The organism is Antrihabitans stalagmiti, assembly GCF_016482825.1.
Taxonomy (GTDB): Bacteria; Actinomycetota; Actinomycetes; order Mycobacteriales; family Mycobacteriaceae; genus Antrihabitans; species Antrihabitans stalagmiti.
On record NZ_JAEMNV010000005.1, the window covers coordinates 413,602 to 430,142 of the forward strand.

At 63.4% G+C, this 16,541-nt stretch carries 15 protein-coding genes and 1 pseudogene; 10 read left to right on the forward strand and 6 right to left on the reverse strand.

What is annotated here, in order from left to right; translation table 11 throughout:
* Positions 1-20: 20 nt before the first annotated feature.
* Positions 21-144 (reverse strand): annotated as a pseudogene (locus JGU71_RS30600) (DUF305 domain-containing protein); the annotation flags it as partial.
* Positions 145-246: 102 nt separating this feature from the next.
* Between JGU71_RS30600 and JGU71_RS29935 the strand changes: the two are divergent.
* Together JGU71_RS29935 and JGU71_RS18290 are read left to right on the forward strand one after the other, a co-directional pair.
* Entirely contained in the window at positions 247-666 is a 420-nt protein-coding gene (locus JGU71_RS29935) for a DUF6153 family protein (protein ID WP_307829710.1), read from the forward strand.
* Between the two features lie 345 nt (positions 667-1,011).
* Complete coding sequence (locus tag JGU71_RS18290) at positions 1,012-1,713, forward strand: GNAT family N-acetyltransferase (protein WP_199705690.1); 702 nt, start codon at positions 1,012-1,014, stop codon at positions 1,711-1,713.
* 211 nt (positions 1,714-1,924) lie between these two features.
* On the opposite strand, the gene JGU71_RS18295 is transcribed toward JGU71_RS18290, so the two are convergent.
* From JGU71_RS18295 to JGU71_RS18315, 5 genes are all read right to left on the reverse strand, one after another.
* Positions 1,925-3,853, reverse strand: a complete 1,929-nt coding sequence (locus JGU71_RS18295; protein ID WP_199705691.1) for a copper resistance CopC/CopD family protein — start codon at positions 3,851-3,853, stop codon at positions 1,925-1,927.
* Between the two features lie 5 nt (positions 3,854-3,858).
* Positions 3,859-4,689 (reverse strand): F510_1955 family glycosylhydrolase, encoded by an 831-nt coding sequence (locus JGU71_RS18300; RefSeq protein WP_199705692.1) that lies wholly within the window; start codon positions 4,687-4,689, stop codon positions 3,859-3,861.
* Positions 4,690-4,745: 56 nt separating this feature from the next.
* On the reverse strand, positions 4,746-5,975 hold the full coding sequence (locus JGU71_RS18305; protein ID WP_199705693.1) for a L,D-transpeptidase: 1,230 nt from the start codon (positions 5,973-5,975) through the stop codon (positions 4,746-4,748).
* Between the two features lie 91 nt (positions 5,976-6,066).
* The gene (locus JGU71_RS18310) at positions 6,067-6,696 is read right to left on the reverse strand and encodes a DUF305 domain-containing protein (RefSeq protein WP_199705694.1); all 630 of its coding nucleotides are present in this window, start codon (positions 6,694-6,696) and stop codon (positions 6,067-6,069) included.
* Between the two features lie 90 nt (positions 6,697-6,786).
* Complete coding sequence (locus JGU71_RS18315; RefSeq protein WP_199705695.1) at positions 6,787-7,233, reverse strand: DUF6153 family protein; 447 nt, start codon at positions 7,231-7,233, stop codon at positions 6,787-6,789.
* Between the two features lie 332 nt (positions 7,234-7,565).
* Here JGU71_RS18315 and JGU71_RS18320 point away from each other — a divergent pair, with 332 nt between their 5' ends.
* The 8 genes from JGU71_RS18320 to JGU71_RS18345 all read left to right on the forward strand — a co-directional run bounded on the left by JGU71_RS18320 (position 7,566) and on the right by JGU71_RS18345 (position 16,519).
* On the forward strand, positions 7,566-8,567 hold the full coding sequence (locus tag JGU71_RS18320) for a M23 family metallopeptidase (protein ID WP_199705696.1): 1,002 nt from the start codon (positions 7,566-7,568) through the stop codon (positions 8,565-8,567).
* Between the two features lie 560 nt (positions 8,568-9,127).
* Positions 9,128-9,538, forward strand: coding sequence for a putative copper homeostasis (lipo)protein LpqS (lpqS, locus tag JGU71_RS30715; protein WP_504739554.1), 411 nt, complete (start codon positions 9,128-9,130; stop codon positions 9,536-9,538).
* A gap of 91 nt (positions 9,539-9,629) precedes the next feature.
* The gene (locus tag JGU71_RS18325; protein ID WP_199705697.1) at positions 9,630-10,751 is read left to right on the forward strand and encodes a PLP-dependent cysteine synthase family protein; all 1,122 of its coding nucleotides are present in this window, start codon (positions 9,630-9,632) and stop codon (positions 10,749-10,751) included.
* Positions 10,748-12,019 (forward strand): MFS transporter, encoded by a 1,272-nt coding sequence (locus tag JGU71_RS18330; RefSeq protein ID WP_199705698.1) that lies wholly within the window; start codon positions 10,748-10,750, stop codon positions 12,017-12,019. The genes JGU71_RS18325 and JGU71_RS18330 overlap by 4 nt, the downstream gene beginning before the upstream one ends.
* Before the next feature lie 131 nt (positions 12,020-12,150).
* A complete protein-coding gene (locus tag JGU71_RS18335) occupies positions 12,151-12,801 on the forward strand; it encodes a YcnI family copper-binding membrane protein (protein WP_199705699.1) in 651 nt (216 codons plus the stop codon).
* A 2-nt stretch (positions 12,802-12,803) separates the two neighbouring features.
* Positions 12,804-13,607, forward strand: a complete 804-nt coding sequence (locus JGU71_RS18340) for an alpha/beta fold hydrolase (RefSeq protein ID WP_233529571.1) — start codon at positions 12,804-12,806, stop codon at positions 13,605-13,607.
* Between the two features lie 396 nt (positions 13,608-14,003).
* Positions 14,004-14,282, forward strand: a complete 279-nt coding sequence (locus tag JGU71_RS30720) for a DUF8730 family Cys-rich protein (protein ID WP_504739555.1) — start codon at positions 14,004-14,006, stop codon at positions 14,280-14,282.
* Positions 14,283-14,362: 80 nt separating this feature from the next.
* Entirely contained in the window at positions 14,363-16,519 is a 2,157-nt protein-coding gene (locus JGU71_RS18345) for an MMPL family transporter (protein WP_199705700.1), read from the forward strand.
* The last annotated feature ends 22 nt before the right edge of the window (positions 16,520-16,541 follow it).

Here is a 16,541-nt window from a genome sequence, read left to right on the forward strand (position 1 = left end):
CTCCTCTGAAGCGGATCAGGTCAGCCGAGTAGCTGTCGCATTACGTCGATCTCCTGCTGCTGCGTTTCGATGATCGTGCGAGCCATCTGCTTCGCATCGGGATTGGAAACCGTCCGCGATCTCGGCCGTCGCCAACTTGATCGCGCTGAAGACACCTACAGCGCCGATCTGATCACCGTTTGTGTCGTCGGCGCTAGCTCGCTTGTCGCGCCGCGGCTTGCAGGTCCTTGAAGTATCGTTGGAGGGGTGAGTGCGCTGATGCGGGCGAGGATGCTGCACGCGGCGCGAGCGAGTGTGGTCGTGACAGTGCTGGTTGGCATTCTGCTGATGCACTCGATCTCGGTCGAACACTCCGCGGAGGGACACCCCCCGAATACCATTCATACCGCGAGCGACAGTCCTGCGCTGTTCTACCCAGCAGCGGTGGACAATCCATTTTCGGATGAAGCCGAGTGCGGCAGCCCGTGTCCAGTGCACTCGGGTATGCATAGTTCGCTCGTCGTGATGACGGTCGTAGTTGCGCTCGCCGGTGCCCGCATGCTGCTCGATCAGACTGCGTGGGCTCGCTGGCCCGACCGGGTGCAGCGGCAGTCGATCATATGGAAGGGCTCCACTCGACCGCAGACCACGTTGAGTCTCGAACAGCTATCGGTGTTGAGAGTGTGATGGGTAGGCCCGCCGCCAGCGTCGACAATTCGAGGCGTTGGCCGCTCGCACTGCACTGAAGTCCTGACGTTCTTTCATCAGGTGTACTGCCGCATGATGTTTCTCGGCTACGCCCGGTGAGGAGCGGACACCAACATTTGCCGACCGCACCAGCCAATGCTCAGCATCTGACCATGGCTACAGGCGGTGTCACTCCGACTGTGCATCAACACCTTTGTCACTGATGTGCACAGCGTTGTTTGCACCGTCGCCGGTCGGTACGAGCTGAACGGATCTGTCCCGGGCCCATCGGAGACCTCGAAGGGTCGTGATCCGGACCGGGCGGACGACCTCGGAGGTCTCCCCATGCACAAAAAGTCGATAACAGAAACAGTTGCCAGGTTCTACGCCGGACGCGTCCGCGACCGCTTCACCGCCTGGCAGCCGAAACGCCGCAAACTCACGATCACAGGAACCAGTCCCACCGATAGCACGGTCACTCTGCGGTGTCCCCGCATCTCGGATGCCCCCGCATGGCGCCAGTCGCGGCTACGAAATCAGGCCGTCATCGAACCGTTCTGGACGTCGTCGGATACGTGTTGGGAGCAGCGCCACACCGAGACGGTGTGGATTCGCGAATGTCTGCACAGCCGAGCCGTCACAACGGCAGGCCACGCACTGCCCATGGTGATCGAAGTGGGTGGACGATTTGCTGGCCAGTGCAACTTCGAATGGATCGACATGCACAACGGGACCGCCGAGGTTGGGATCTGGGTGGATTCAGCGCTTGGACGGTCAGGCATCGGGATCACCGCAGCCACATTGATACTCGAGCACGGCTTCGCCGAACTCGGATTGCATCGCATCTCGGCGCCGATCAGTATCACCAATGTCGCAGCCAAAAGACTGGTCACCCGCATCGGGCTGATATACGAAGGCACGATGAGCGGCTACCTCGACGTCGGTGGACGACGAACAGATCATGAATTGTGGGCGATCACCGCCGACCGATTCGCACGTATTCGTGCTGCCGAACAACGCACTGTCGATAGCTGGAAACCCCAATAATGAACACTCACGCAGGTTTTCTGCGATGACCAAACCGCTGCAATCGGTGGCCATGGCCCGGCTCGAAGACCACATCGGCCGATGCGTGGTCGATTGCAGCTGTTGCGGGCAGCCCCGAAGCGCAGGCGAAGGTCAAAGAGGCAACCGGTGCGACTGCGCGCCTCCTCCCGGTCCTAGCTACGCGACTTCAGCGCCGGATCTGTCATCCCCGTCAGGGATACACGAATCGGCGGGTGACGAGATGTTTGGCGTCGGTGAATATTTCCTCGCTGATCCTGCCTGATTCGTCGAGCGTCAGTAAGACATTCATCCCAGCAGCGGGGTAGCCGAGCGCCAGACGAACGGGTCTGGCGTCGTTCGGAAGACGGACGGCAAGCGGAGCGGTGCCGTCCGCGTAGGGTTCCTGCGCGAGGAAGAAGGCCGCGGGAATGTCCAGCTGCTCGGGGTCGCGGGCTGCAGCGGTGGCGTCGCTGGTGACGGTTTCGTAGACGGTGAGATCACCGGAGGCCCGTGTCGCCGCAACGGCTCGTGCAAGGTCGTCGCCGACAGGTTCGACCGGCCAGGGTACGGGCAGGCTTACGGTGGCGCCGTGCCAGCCGTCTGCCTCGACCCGCAGGGTCAGGATGTTGGTGCCGTCATGCCAGTCGGCCGGCGCAACGAAACATCCTCGCCCGCACTGTCGGAACGAGAGCTCGGCGCCGACTCTCTGTTCGCCGTCCAGGCGTGCTGCAAGCCCGTAGTGCTGGTCCGGATCCGGCGCGTAGTAATCCCCGCGCCGCGGCGTGGACAGTCGCACCACCAGTTGTTCTTCGCTGGCGGCGACACTGACCCCGACCTGTCCGGCCAGCGTTGCCAGAGGTAGCACGACGCCGATAGACGACGGCGGAGGCGCCGACTCTTGCGCGCTGCCACCGACAGGCGGCGGCGTCGATACCCGTACGGCACTGGCCGCCAGCACGACAACCAGCACGATGTTTTCGGCCCGAAGCACCGTGGGCGCCTTGTCGGTTCGTTGCCCGCTCCGCAGAGCCAGTCTGGCCACAAATGCCAACCCGGAGGCTACTGCGACGAGGCCGAGCTTGATCAGCAGCACCCGGCCGTAGCTGGTGGTGACGACGTCCGCGATCGGGATCAGTAGCAGCGCCGTGACTGCTCCGGTCGTGATCACGACGACGAAGGTCCACATCGCCAATGCGATGTATCCGGCCAGTACCCATCGCACCGCAGCCCGTTGATGTCGCCAGGCGACGACGGCTCGGACTGTGTGCAGTAGTGCACCGACCCAGATCGCCGCCGCAGCCAGATGGATACCGGTGAGGACCGCCCCCCAGCCCGGTGCGGCGAGGTTGGCGTGCGAGCGCACTCCTTCCGCGGCAACAACGATGAGAAGCGCCGCAGCGGGCCAGGTCCGACCGCGGATCGAGGTAAGAGTGATTGCCAGCACGAATCCGATTGCTTCGACGATCAACACGAGACCTGATCGGCCTTGCCATAACGCTGCCACGGTGCCCGCATATACGACGAGCGCGAAAGCCAGTCCTGCCACACCGGCAAGTCCGATCAGTGCTCCGGCCACGGTCCAGGAGCGCACAGTCGGTAGCGCCGAATTCTCCGCACGGGCAGAACTGGTGAATCGCGCCGCGAGCAGGCCACCGAGCGACACGGCTACTCCGGTGAACAGCAACCAGCGCAGCACGGCGTCTCTCCAGGACGTGGCCGAGTTGTCGGGCTGTGCTCTGTCACCGGTGAGGGCAATCCCGACGGCAAAGCGGAAGTCCTGCTCGAGAAGGTCTCCGTCTGCGCCGGTGACCCGCCATCGCACCGTGTATGTGCCCGGATTCAGGGTGCCGGTGGGGCTGGCGGTGACGAAGCGACCGTCCCTGAGGGTCACCGTCGTGCCCATCGGCACCTCGTCGCCGTTTATGTCGAAAACGACAAGTGCGGCCGGCCCCGCGGTGACCGCCTCGTTGAACAGCACGGTGATCGACTCGGGCGAGTCGGGGACAGCACTGTCGGAGCCGGGCTCGGTGAACAGCAGCGTCGGATGCGCATTCACCGGTCCGGCAGTGCCGATGGCGAGCCCCGCTAGTACAAGGAGAAGGGTGCAACCGCGGATCACCCCGCGGACAGCCGCAATCATGCTGCCTAGTCCAACGTGTAGAGCGATCGCGTCGTCGCGGCGTACGCCGTGTCGTAATTCGCGGCGGTCAGCGCCTCGACCGAGCCGACGTAGGAGTGCACCTGCCAGTCCTGTCCCTCGCGGCTGCGCCACGCGTTGCCCTCGACGTCGATTCCCCACAGCGCATCGCCGGCGCCGGCAAGAATCACCAGGCTGGGGGCGTCGGGTTCGACGGAGAACGACCGAGCGCCATCAGTGCTGTGTTGCAGGCCATCGTCAGTCACCGCCCACACGCCCGACTCCGTGATCGCGAGCGACGCGACACGCATCGCTGCACCGGATGCCCAAGTCGTGCCGGCATCTGCGGAGACCAGAATCGTGGTGCCGTCCGAACCGGCCACAACAACACCATCGGTGACGAGCGCGTGAAAGTCCACGTCCCCGACCAAAGACTTGTCGACCCAGGTCTGCCCACCGTCCGCACTGTGTCGCAGACCCAACGGGTTGGGTGTCGAACTGGACTCCCCCGGATGTCCCGACGCGAAGACCAGGTCGCTACCAGGGACGCCGGTCAACCCCATGAAGTCGTCGTCGGATCCGCCCACTCGACTGGTCACTCCGGACGGATCGATCGCAAAGAGACCGGAATGCGTCCCTGCCACTATGGTTCCCGCGGCGCCGATGTGGAGGCCATGCAGGTGGTCGAGTTCAGGATTCAACTCGACCACCTTCACGGCCGGAACCGGTGGAACTTTGGGCGCACTAGCGTGATCGGATGCCGACGAGCAGCCGGACACGATCAGCACGACCGCCGTGAAGGTTAGCGCCGCGGCGCGAGCAATTCGATGGTGTGACATACAGGGAATACCTCGGTGTCGGGTCGGTGAATCGATATCGGCATCAGCTTCCGCCATCACCGCTGGGCACTACCGGCTTGCCATTGGCCCCAGGGCACACTCCAGTCACCGTTCTGCCACTGTTGCAACGGAGCTCCACCGGTGTTGCGCACTTCCACGACGTCACCGGGACGGGAGAACTCGTAAAACCATTGGGCGTTGGCGGGGCTGAGGTTCAGACACCCGTGCGAGACGTTGGTGTTTCCCTGGGCCCAGATCGTGTCCGCAAGTTCGTGCAGGTAAATCCCGTCGTTGCTGATGCGGGTGGCGTAGTTGATCGTTTCCTTGTATCCGAGACGGGAATTCACTGGCAGACCGTACGTCGAGGAATCCATGATCACCGGGTTCGCTTTGTCCAGGACGGTGTAGATGCCGGGCTGGGTCCAGAACGAGAGTGTCTGCCCGTTGACGATCTCGGTTCCGCCCATGCCCATCGACGTCGGCATGGTGCGCACGACCTCACCGTTATTGGTCACGGTCACCTGTTTGGTGGTGTCGTCGGCGACGGAAATGTGTGCGTCGCCGATGGTGAACGAGGTCATCGCATCTTCCTGCCCGAACAGACCCTCACCCAAATCGACGCCGTACACGTCCGCCCGCACCGTGACGGTAGTGCCGGGGGCGTAGTAGCTCTGCGGACGCCAATGCACGTTCTGGGCATCGGCCCAGTACCACGATCCCTCCACAGTCGGTGTCGTGTCGACCCGCAGTTGTCTCTCGGCTGCGGCGCGGTCGGTGATCGGTTCGTCGAAATGGGTGACGACCACGATTCCGACACCGTAGGTCGCACCATCGACGAGGAGATTGCCGCCGCTGGTGACATGGGACGGTGTGGTCTGGTTATCCGGCGTCACAGTCGAAAACGAGGTCATTCGCTGCGAACGAGTCCCGTCGGCGTCCACCGCAGAGACCGCGATCTCGTACGTCCTGCCGTACCCCAACGGCACTGCCGGCTTCCATGCCGCGCGATCGGGAGTGAAAATGCCCTCGACAACTTTCCCCCCGTCGTTGGTCATGGTCACCGATTGCAGAGTGCCGCCGTCTATTTCGACTGCGACAGGGTCGAGCGGGTTGACCGCCGCGGCGCCGTCATCCGGTCGGACGATGACGGCCGGGGCGGGCCTGTCCTTTGGAGATTCGGCGCTGCTCGAAGGGCTCGTCGAGTCCTGAGAGCAGGCGGCTCCGATGACGACGAGTACCGCGATTGTGAGGAGGGTGAGAATTCTGCGGGATCGGTGGGTGCACATGGTTCTCCCGGTCAACGCGAAATGAAGCTTTGGGCGACGCGGCGTCGGCGGGGCGGGAACCGCAGTGCTGGTTCCCGCCCCCTCGACGGGGTTATTTCTGCAGCAGCCCGTTCATCGTGGCGATTTCAGCTTCTTGAGCAGCAATGATGTTGCCGGCCAACGCTTTCGCTTCGCCGTTCTTGCCGTCCGCGAGCTCGGTCCGCGCCATTTCGATGGCACCGTTGTGATGGTCGATCATCATCGTCAACCACGCCGTGTCGAATTCTTCGCCGGTCTTTGCCGCGAGATCGGCCATCTGCCCCGGGGGCATCATCCCGCTCATACCGCCGCCGTGGTTCGTACCGCCCATGTCCGACGGTGCGGGTTTACCCCACGCCGCGAGCATGCGCGTCATCTGCTCCATCTCCGGGGCCTGGGCGCCTTCGATGGAATCCGCCAGCTCGATCACCTGGGGATTGCTGGTGCGACCGTCCACCAGTTTGGCCATCTCTACGGCCTGCGCGTGGTGGGGGTACATCATTTGCGTGAACGTCACATCGGCGTCGTTGAATTCGGCCGAGGCTTCCGCGGTGGCGGAGGGGGCCGAGGTGCCCATTGCGGCGCTGTTCGACATCTGGCCCATATCGTGGTTGCCGTCGCTGTCATCACTACAGCCGGCCAGGACAAGCGCTGCCGCTGCCACGGTGGCGGAAGCGGCGATTTTGATCGTGGTGGAACGCATCAGAGAACTCCTCTAACTATCGGTGTGCGAAAAGGGTGAGGCAGGCGCAGCGACGCGCCTGGGTAGGTGACCCACTCGGTGGGTCACCTGTCACACCCGCAACACCGACAGTTGCGCAAGAGTCGGAACAGTCCACGGCGGCGCACGCCCCGAATGAGTGCGAAACCAGGACGCCACGCTGTGATGGTGGTGATCGGAGGTCGAGGTGGGCGACATCGACTTCACGACAATCAGTGCGGCCGCGATCGTGAGAACCGCCAAACACAGGTGTTGCATGCCACTGTGACACGAGCAGTCACCCGTGCACAGGCCCGACTGCAGCGAAGGAACGCCCCCAGTGGACGCGATGGCAGCGGAGACGTCGTGGGAATGTGCATGGCCGTCGGCAACCGGCTCCGCTGACGCCACTTTGGCACGTATGGGGTGCGAAAGTGGGAGCGAATGCATGAACAGCACGCCGAACAGCACCGCCAGAACAGCGGCGACGCGCAACAGGTGCCTCGCCTTCACCGCCGCACCGCACGCTTTCACACCCACGATGCTACCGATATGCGGGCACCGAGAGGCAGACGACGCGACAACACACCGCCGATCGCAGTTGCATCGCCCACACGACTGATCGCCATCGCCGCCGGGTGGTTTCTGATGCACGACCCGATCGCACAGAACACGTTAATCGGCATTCGCGCGGGGTGTCAGAACGTTCTGAGTAACCTGCTGGGGTTGGTGTGTTTCAAGTTGTTATCGAGTTTCCTGGTGCAGATGATGCAGAAGTGCAATAGTGAGCGGCGTGTCGGCTTGACTTCGAGGCCACGCACTCACGCTGATCTACCGGGCGTCACGTCCATGTAGGTCGAGGAGGAATTAGAATGCGTCGCTCACCGGCCCACAAGGGCTCCACCGGCCATCGACCGAGATCGGCCGTTCAGGCTGTCCTCGGCCTCGGGATGCTCGGCGGACTGGTGGCATTTGCGCCGGCCGTGTCGGCCGCACCCGGCGACAGCCCGGCTCGTGAGGCCCATCTGCGTGGCGAAGTGGCCGACATCCTCATCGAATCTCTGCGCGCGATCGGTTCCAGCGGCGCACTCGACGAACTGGCCGGACCAACTGGTCGAATCACGTCGTGCCTGGTCGACGTGACCACATCGCCATCCACAACGCCAACCGAAAGACCGGGCGCGTTGGCCACGATCACGCCGTGCATCGGCGCAGTGAACGACGTCGACCCCACCGTGCTGACTGGCCTGCTCACAACTCTCCCTGTCGGCAAACTGGTGTCGACACTTGCCGCCGCAAAGACGCCACACGATCCATCGCTGGAACACGGGCCAGATTCCGACGCCACGACTCCCCCACTTACGGCCGATCCTCGCGCGAGCCGCGTCGTCCCGTCCGACGAATCGACATCGGAACCGGCGCAACGGACCCGACCAGACCGCACTCGCCCGAATCCCACCCTGCCCGGCTCCGCAAAATTCGTCGCGCCAACCTCGGGTGAGATCACCTCACCCTTCGGAGACGGGCGCAACCACGAGGGCATCGACATCGCCAACTCCGTAGGCACTCCGATAGTGGCGGTTGCGGACGGGAAAGTTATCAGCGCAGGACCTGCACAGGGATTCGGGCTCTGGGTGCGAATACGCCACGACGACGGCACCGTGACTACCTATGGACACAACAACAACAATGGCGTCGCGGTCGGCCAACGCGTTCGCGCAGGACAGCAAATTGCTACCGTCGGAAACCGCGGAATCTCGTCCGGTCCCCACCTCCACTTCGAAGTAGCCTCACCCACCGGCGAGAAGGTCGATCCCGTCGACTGGTTGGACGAGCGCGACGCCGGCATATCAGACGCCGATATCGATTCCTGACTTGCTGTGATGTCGAATCCTTGGGCCGATACTGCGGCTACTCCCGGTGTATGGGCGGGCGCATTCCCGCCAAAGTGACGTCCACCAGCCGACAGACTGCGGCCACCGAGTCAAGGGGCCGGCAGCGGTGAGCGCACGCAGGCAGTAAGAGGCGAGCTCATCGCATCCCAGGGTGAGATCCCAACGGCAAACCGGTATCGAAGGCTGAGAGCACCCTTCCAGATTGGTTCACGTTCAGCATCGTCTTCTTAGCGCGGCGTTGGACCCCGAGCGCCCTAACACCGCCGATCGGCCAGGCATTACTGTCCTAACCGTGTGCCAACATCTCGGGTGACGGAGCCCACCTTTAGCTACGCCGCGTCTCAAAACGTGGGCGCCGTGAACCACGCTCGACACGGCAGAGAACAGCCTCTGATCTGCCGGTTTTGGCCACCAGCCACTCGGTTCAGGCATTCGTACGGGACATACGACACGTCACCTGCGGCCGCAGCACCAGCCCGGATACATGTTTCCGCACTGTTACGGTGGGGAGCATTATGGAGGTCACCGCGGTCCGTCCCATGCGTCTGCATGTGCTCGTCGCTGTGTCCGCGGTCCTGTGCTTGCTCGGCCTGACCGTCGTTCAATGTGCGCTTTTCAGCGATGACAAGTCGCTGCCGCCACACTCTCACGACCTGACAGCGACAAGTCAGACGACTCCCGATGAGATGGATCAATCGTCCCCAGACTCAGGTGCGCACCCCCACATACAAGACGGGTCGGCCCGGGACGTTCACGAACTGCAGCCTGCCCTCCAACGGGTCCGCACCGACAACCCGCTACGACCACTGGCGGTGATTGCCGCTGCGGTCACCACGCTGGTCGCCGCCGTGCTGTCCCTCGTTGTGTCGGCTCGCGGACCTCCACGATCGCCCATCCCCGCTCGTAGCGGGCGCGCGATATTGCAAGACCTCTGTATCGCCAGGTGCTGAGCACCAGCTGACAGGCCACCGAGTTCGACTCTGTGGTCCGTCTACTGCTGCCCATCTCACCTGACCACTAGTACAGGGATGAATCACCATCATGGACACTGCGTATTCCGACGTACCCGATTCACCAACCTCAGCTCCGCACGACAAGCCCGCCATCGATAGCGCACGCGATCGGGGTCCCGGCACCCTGGTCGGTGACACGCCTGTTCTCTGGGTCGGGGAACCCTTCGCCGACGACGGCAAAGGGTTCTGGGCCAAACTCGAGGGATGCAATCCCGGCGGGATGAAAGATCGCCCCGCGCTGCACATGGTCGAGCGCGCCAAAGCGCGTGGCGAACTTGCCGACGGGGCGATGATCATCGAATCCACCAGCGGAACCCTCGGACTCGGACTCGCGCTCGCCGGCACAGTTCACCAACACCCGGTCACCCTGGTCACCGATCCCGGAATGGAACCGATCGTGCATCGGATGCTCGCCGCCTACGGCGCGAAGGTCGAGCTCGTCACCGAGCCACACCCCACCGGCGGCTGGCAACAAGCCCGCCTGGACAAAGTCCGTGAACTACTCGACGCCAATTCCGGCTCCTGGAGTCCCGACCAGTACGCAAACCCTGACAATGTCGATGCCTACCAGTCGCTGGCGGTAGAGCTGATTGCCCAACTCGGCCGTATCGACGTGCTCGTCTGCTCGGTCGGGACCGGGGGCCACTCGGCGGGAGTCGCGCGAGTCCTGCGCCGACATTTTCCCGATCTGAAATTGGTCGGCGTCGACACGATCGGATCGACCATCTTCGGTCAACCCGCGGACACACGCATCATGCGTGGTCTGGGGTCGAGCATCTTCCCCGGCAACATCGACTATCCCGCCTTCGACGAAATTCATTGGATCGCACCACAAGAAGCAGTCTGGTCATGCCGAACATTGACCGCTGAATATCACGCGAGCGGAGGCTGGAGTGTGGGTGCCGTCGCGTTGGTAGCGGGCTGGATTGCCCGCACCAGCGGTGCCGGCACCAAGATCGCTGCCGTCTTCCCCGACGGTCCCCAACGATATTTCGACACCATCTACAACGACGACTTCTGCCGCGAACGCGGGCTGCTCGACACCGCTCCCCCTACCGAACCGGTCACGATCGACCATCCCACCGACCATATCGTGCAGCAGTGGACTCGATGCGCCACTGTGGTGAATCCAGGTGAGCACCGAGCATGACCAAACTGATCACTCAATTCCGCAGCTTCGACCGGCCCAGTCAAGTGCTGATGGTCAATCAGTTCTCCATCAACATGGGCTTCTACATGCTGATGCCGTTCCTGGCGGGTTACCTCGCGGGACCGCTCGGGCTGGCGGCCTGGACAGTCGGACTGGTCCTCGGAATCCGGAACTTCTCCCAACAGGGCATGTTCCTGCTCGGCGGCACCCTCGCCGACCGCCTCGGATACAAACCTCTGATCATTGCCGGATGCCTGTTACGCACGGCCGGTTTCGTCCTGTTGGCAGGAGTCGACTCGCTGCCCGCGATCCTGGTGGCCTCTGCTGCCACCGGTTTCGCGGGTGCCTTGTTCAACCCCGCGGTTCGCGCTTACCTCGCCGCGGACGCTGGTCCCCGGCGGGTCGAAGCCTTCGCCGTGTTCAACGTGTTCTATCAAGCAGGAATCCTGCTGGGCCCACTGGTGGGACTTGCGCTGACCGCGTTCGACTTTCGGGTGACCGCCCTTGTCGCTGCGGCAGTATTCGGCATCCTCACCGTGGTCCAGATCTGGGCGCTCCCAGCCCATGAAGCCGAGACCGAGACGGATCGTCCAACGGTCCGCGAAGACTGGCGCACAGTCATGTCCAATCGACCGTTCGTGCTGTTCTCACTGGCGATGATCGGTTCCTACGTGCTCTCCTTCCAGGTCTACTTGGCCTTGCCGTTGCAGGCCGACGTCATTGCCGGAGGCGGTATGTCCGCAACCACCTTGGTCACGTCGGTCTTCGTCATCTCCGGGTTGGTGGCGATCGCCGGCCAACTCCGCATCACCGCCTGGTTCGCTGCACGGTGGGGCTCGGGCCGGAGCCTGGTTATCGGCATGGCCGCGCTATCGGTGGCATTCGTCCCGCTGGTTGTCGTGCCGACCAACGACGTGTTCGGCAGTTGGGCGGGTGCGACCGCCTTGCTACTGACCGCCGCACTTCTCGCGGTCGGCACCGCGGCGGTCTTCCCTTTCGAAATGGACACCGTGGTCGCCCTGGCCGGCGGCAGAATCGTGGCCACCCACTACGGCTTCTACAACACGATCGTGGGAATCGGCATCCTCGCGGGCAACCTTGGTACCGGTGCGGTATTCGGAGTGGTTCACGACGCAGGACTCGACGCATTGATCTGGATCGCGCTGACCGTAGTCGGATTGGGATGCGTGTCCGCACTGCATCTGCTCGAGCGGACCGGCAGCCTAGATCCCCGCACCACAAAAATGCCTGTCACCTCGCTGGAATGAGCCCAACACCGGTTTGACAAGCTCGCGCACCTTCCGGCCCGTCACAGATCACAGGCGATGCGGACAAACGTTTTGCTCCCACCAGACAAATCGTCTCGAAACCCACCCGGCCTCAGAATAAGGAACACCACATGCCGCATTCGATCACCCGGGCTTTCATCACCGTAGGTGCCGTTACCACGGCCCTCGCACTCTCCGCCGGCACTGCATCGGCACACCTCACAGTCGAGTCACCAGGCGCCAGGCAAGGCGCTTCGACCGTGCTCACCTTCAAAGTGTCGACCGAATCCGATACCGCCAACACAACCAAACTGTCGATCCAACTTCCAGGCTTCAAATCCGCGCGCACGGAGCCGCTACCCGGATGGACCGCGGCCGTGGAGAAGGACTCGTCCCAGCTCGTGACCTCGGTGACATGGACCGCCGACCCCGGTGCAGGTGTCGGCCCCGGCCAATTCCGGCGGTTCGTCCTGTCGGCCAGCCCCCTGCCGGAGGAGAATGAAGTTTCGTTCACCGCCGCGCAGACCTACAGCGACGGAAAGGTAGTCAATTGGGACCAGCCGACGCCTGACCGCGGCGAGGAGCCGGAATTTCCGGCACCGGTACTCACCCTCACCGAGGGCTCGGACGCCCATGCGCACGGCGATGAAACATCCAGTGCCGCCGCCGAAGGTAGTACGACCGACACCCTCGCCCGAGGGCTCGGCGCCGGCGGACTGGCACTCGGAGCCCTCGGTGCAGCACTAGGACTGGGTGCCGCTATTCGCAGCCGACGGCAATAGCGATGCGTGAAATCAACTACCGCGGCGGCGACGGGACCCTTCTGTTCGCCGCAGCAGATGGCGACGGTCCCGTCGTCGTCCTGCTACACGGCGGTGGCCCGGATCATCACAGCTTGCTGCCGATGGCGAATCGTCTCGCGGACCGTTTCACGGTTGTAGTCCCGGATGTGCGGGGATACGGCCGCTCGGTGTGCCAGGATCCGGATCTGCATACGTGGAGTCGCTATGCCGACGACGTGATCGCCCTACTCGACCATCTCGACGTGCCGGATGCGGTGGTCGGCGGGACCGGCTTGGGCGGCACCATCGCCTTGCGCGTCGGTCTGGCCTTCCCTGCACGAGTTCGTTCGATCGTGGTGATCAGTGCCGAGGATATCGAGGACGACGAAGCGAAAATAGCCGAAACCGCGTTGATGGACCGTTTCGCCGACCGGGTGCGAGCGGAGGGCATCGAGGCGGCGTGGGAGTTGTTCCTTCCTCACCTGCAACCACTGATCGGGAACCTGGTGCGCTCTGCGATACCGCGCGCCGACCCGGGGAGCGTCGCCGCCGCTGCCGCCATTGGGCGTGACCGCTCGTTCCGCACGCTTGACGAGCTCAGCGCGATCGAGGCTCCGGTGCTCATCGTCCCCGGCGCTGACGAGCGCCATCCGGTCGAGGTCACCGAACGCGTGAGCGCCACAATCCCGAATGCGACACTCGCACAGAACGTGTCGTTCGACGCGCTACGGACAGCAGACGATCTCGCCGACGCCGTAATCCCCGAAATCCGCCGCTTCCTCGACAACTGCGGCGAACTGTCGTGAAACCAATAGCCCAGTGTCCTGGATACCGCCCAGCGTCTCGATCCGCCGGGCGCTGAATATTCCGGACCGTCTACGCGCCAAGCGCGATCACTCCGACGGAACACCTTTGCCAGCCGGCGTTCCGCGCGAAACGGACGACCCATCCGGATATTGCTTGCAGGGCGTGCCCGCGGAGGTGCTTATCGTGTACCCAAACGGCCGTGCGCGGTTCGTTGTCCAAGGCTCGCCAATCGATAAAGCTCCCCCTCCATGGCCCTAAAGGGGGAGCGTTAGCGAGCGGTCGTATTCGCAAAAGTATTCTGCCCGGCTCGGTTTGGTCGGCCTTCCTCCTGGTGAGACGTCAGTGACGTTTACGTCGTCGATCGTTGCACCGCCCGCCAGTCCTGCTTGGACGTCATGTTATTCAGATGCTATCCGAGCAGCTCAACATACCCTGGGGGGTACTTGCATACCCCCCTCGGTATATGCAACAGTGGAGTGGATCCCGCCCAGAGAGGACTGACCGTGTGTCATCCCGTGATCTGTTCGCGCTGCAGTAAGACCACCTGGACCGGTTGCGGTCGACACGTGAACGACTTCATGAGCAAAGTTCCTCAGTCTCAGCAGTGTTCTTGCTCGCTCGATACTGCTGCGCCCGAGAGGAACAGCGTTTTTCGCTCGTTGTTTCGACGCTAGTTTCGCCCTTCAATCGCACGTCATCATCCGCTTCGCCGAGTCGGTCCAACCGAATACCCCCACCCGTATAAGGAGGAGTCATGGCCCTGCCCGACACCGTTCCAGCTACCGGCCGCGACCCAGACCGCCATGTCTCTGCGCCCGGCATCCTCGGACGGCTTGTCGGCGCGATGGTCACCCGCCGCCGATGGGTGTTCGGGGTGTGGCTGATCGCCCTCGTTGCCCTCGGATCAGCTGCACCCTCGGTGTTCACCTCACTCGCTGGTGCGGGATGGCAGGCCAACGGTTCGGAGTCGGTCCAGGTCCGCGAGCTCGCACAGCAGCACTTCGGCGGGAACTCCTCGGCAGCAGTGCAGGTCGTCGTTCACTCCGACACCGCCTCGATCGACGACCCCGCCATGCAGCAGACACTCACCGAGGTTGCCGCTGTGTTCGACGCGGATGCCCGATTCGGCGACATCGTTGAGCCGGCGCCAGGGATGACGATCAGCCCAGACGGGCACACCGGAATCCTCATCGCGGGTGCTAACGCGAGCACCGACGACATGGTCAAAGCCGTCGACGACGTCAAAGCCGAGCTGACCGCATTGTCCAGCGATGGTATCGAGGTCTACCCCACCGGCTCGTCGGCACTGTGGTCCGATTTCAACAAAGCCAACCACGACGCGATGATCCAAGCCGAACTGTTCTCCTGGCCACTCACTCTGGCGATCATGGTGCTCGCATTCGGCTCACTCGTCGCTGCCGGCCTGCCGCTGTTGCTCACTGTCGCCGGGCTCGTCGCATCTGCAGGCGGCCTCGTACTGCTCAATCAGGTCACACCGATCTCGGTGTGGGCGATGAACTTCGCGATGATGTTCGCCCTCGCCCTCGGCATCGACTACGCCCTGTTTATCGTCTCCCGCTTCCGGGACGCATTGCGCAACGCCGACCCACGTTCCGCGGTCACCGAAACTATGGACACCGCAGGCAAAGCCGTCCTGCTCTCCGGACTCACTGTGCTGGTCAGCCTCTCGGCCGTCCTCCTTGTTCCCGCACCAGCAGTACGCACGATGGCCGTGGGCATCATGCTGGCCGTCACCTTCGTCCTGATCGCCACGATGACGTTGCTCCCGGCCACGCTGGGGGCACTCGGCACCAAGGTCAACGCCGCATCCCTGCCCTACGCCAAACGCCAGCAGCATCGCTCCCCCAAATTCGCCGCCTGGGGCGAACTGCTCCACAAGCACCCCTGGCCGTTCGCCGTCATATCCGTCGGCGTCCTCATCGCCCTGGCCCTCCCCGTTCTCGGACTCAAGGTCGCCATGCCCTCGATCGCGGTCGTCCCCGAGGATGCACCCGTCCGCCAGGGCTACGAGCTGGTCCAGGCTCAGTTCGGTGACGGCGCACCCGGGGCACTGCAGATCATCGTTCCGTCTTCGGACGCCGCCGCGACCGCCACAGCCGCAAGCAACATCGATGGCGTTTCTATGGTCACCCCACCGCAACCAGCTGCAGACGGTTCGAACTACGCCCTGCTGCAGGCACTTCCCGCCGTGGATCCGTCCGACGAGACCATGGACACGATCCTCGGCGACCTCCGCGCACAGCTTCCGGAATCCGCGCTCGTCGGCGGCGCACCGGCAGAAAACCTGGATCTGCAGCAAGCCCTGAACGACTACCTACCGCTGGTGATCGGCATCATCCTCGTCCTCGGCTTCCTCCTGCTCCTCGTCGCGTTGCAGGCACCGTTGATCGCGATCCTCGGCACCGCCGTCAGCCTGCTCTCCACCGCCGCCGCGTTCGGCGTCGCGAAACTGATCTTCCAGGACGGACACGGCGCGTCGCTGCTCGGTTTCACCCCACAGGGCTTCCTCGACGGCTGGGGACCGGTGTTCTTTTTCGCCATGATCTTCGCCATCGCGATGGACTACACCGTGTTCCTCCTCGCCACCGCGAAAGAACACTACGAGAAAACCGGAGACCCGAAAACCGCCCAGGTCGATGGGCTCGCCCATTCGGGGCGCGTCATCTTCGCCGCAGCCGCGGTTATGGTCGCGGTGTTCTTCACCTTCGCACTCTCCGATCCACTCCCACCGAAGGAGATGGGCATCATCCTCGGCGTCGCCGTCCTACTCGATGCATTCCTGATCAGGTTGATTCTGCTGCCGGTCCTGCTCCGGCTGACCGGACACGCCGCATGGTGGTCACCGGCTTGGCTACGGAAGGTATTGCCGTCGATCAGCTTCTCGCACTGACAATTTCGCATCGAACGGAGAC